General features: G+C 59.0%; 2 protein-coding genes. One reads left to right on the top strand and one right to left on the bottom strand.

All coding sequences use genetic code 11. The features are described 5' to 3' along the window. Nucleotides 1-118: 118 nt before the first annotated feature. Nucleotides 119-382, bottom strand: coding sequence for a hypothetical protein (locus PMES_RS16220; RefSeq protein WP_159966757.1), 264 nt, complete (start codon nt 380-382; stop codon nt 119-121). Nucleotides 383-462: 80 nt separating this feature from the next. Here PMES_RS16220 and PMES_RS16215 point away from each other — a divergent pair, with 80 nt between their 5' ends. Continuing rightward, nucleotides 463-1,131, top strand: a complete 669-nt coding sequence (locus PMES_RS16215; RefSeq protein ID WP_159966756.1) for a S24 family peptidase — start codon at nt 463-465, stop codon at nt 1,129-1,131. The last annotated feature ends 259 nt before the right edge of the window (nt 1,132-1,390 follow it).

Here is a 1,390-nt window from a genome sequence, read left to right as displayed (position 1 = left end):
GGCATCATCGCCTGCTCGGCCACACCCTCGCCTTCGAGGGCTACAGGTATCGCAAGCACGCCGAGCTCGCCTGAGACCGAACCGGCCCCCCGGAGGGAAATGGTATGACGCGCCGGCCTCATGCCGCGTCCTCCGACCCGGAGGCGGACGGGCGCGGAACATCCCGCGGCCATTCCAGATCCTCGGGCCAATTGCTGCTGAACCATTCGACAATCCGGTCTCGCCGCCCGAGCGTCAGGCCGATCTCGCCGGCCTTCAACTTGCCCAGATAGGCACCTTGCTTCGTCGCTCTGAGGCTCACGGTGCTCAAAGCATGATAGCGATGGCGACCGTAAAGATCGGCGAGAAACAGTATGTTTCGGATATCCGTATTGGCGTTCATGCCAACTATTTGTATTGGTATATATGCCAAGGTCAAGGGTATTATTGTGCTTGAGGGAAATTGTTGGCATTTGTGCCAACATGGATAAGAACCAGCTGATCGCGACGATTGAAGACCGGATACAGGAGCTGGGCTGGACGATTTCCGGCGCCTCTACGGCTGCTGTAGGAAACTCGACCTTGATCTCGAATCTGAAACGCAAACGCCATGGAATGCCCTCGATCGAGAACCTTGATCGATTGGCGGATGTTCTCGGCCTCGAGTTATATTTCGGTCCTCCGCGCCCCTTTTTGTCGAACCACGAGGCGATCGCCTTCGAGGGCGAGTTCGTGCGGGTCCGCCGCTTCGACGTACAGCTCTCGGCCGGTCCTGGGCACAATGGCGAGAATGCCGCCGAACTGGCGCCCCTCGCGTTCCGCGCCAAGTGGATGTTCGAGCAGGGTCTCGATGCCGAGAAATGTGTCGCCGTCAGCGTGACTGGCGAGAGCATGCTGCCCACGCTTCATCCTGGCGATCTGGTCCTGGTCGACAGGAGCAAGAATGACCTGCGCGACGGCGAGATCTATGCCCTGGTCGATATCGCGGGTGACGTCCGCGTGAAGCGTCTGGAGCGCCTTAAGGACCGGCTCCTTCTACGCTCCGAGAACGTCACTTTTCCGACCGAGATGCGCAGCACCCCGTCTGAGGTCGAGCAGATGACCATTATTGGCCGCGTCGTCTGGTGGGGGCACACCGTCCAACGGTTGTGAAATCGCGGCAAACAGTTCCCACTTCCACGCCTACTGAAACGGAGGGGCAAAAACAGCAACCATCTGTTTTATCGTGCTTATTGCCGAACTGGGAACTGAAATAAGAACTGGGAACCGCAGTTCCCAGTTCCGGAAGCCTATCCGCCCCCTTTTTCGCCCCCTCAGGGTCGCGCCTGTCTGGAAAAGTCTAGGATTGAACAGGGCTTAGCTCGTTTGGAGGAGGGGGGCTCTGGCGAAGCTCGCAGGAGCGCTGAACAGC

It is taken from the genome of Profundibacterium mesophilum KAUST100406-0324 (assembly GCF_009835145.1).
Classification (GTDB): Bacteria; Pseudomonadota; Alphaproteobacteria; order Rhodobacterales; family Rhodobacteraceae; genus Profundibacterium; species Profundibacterium mesophilum.
This window is presented reverse-complemented; position numbering and strand designations above follow the sequence as displayed.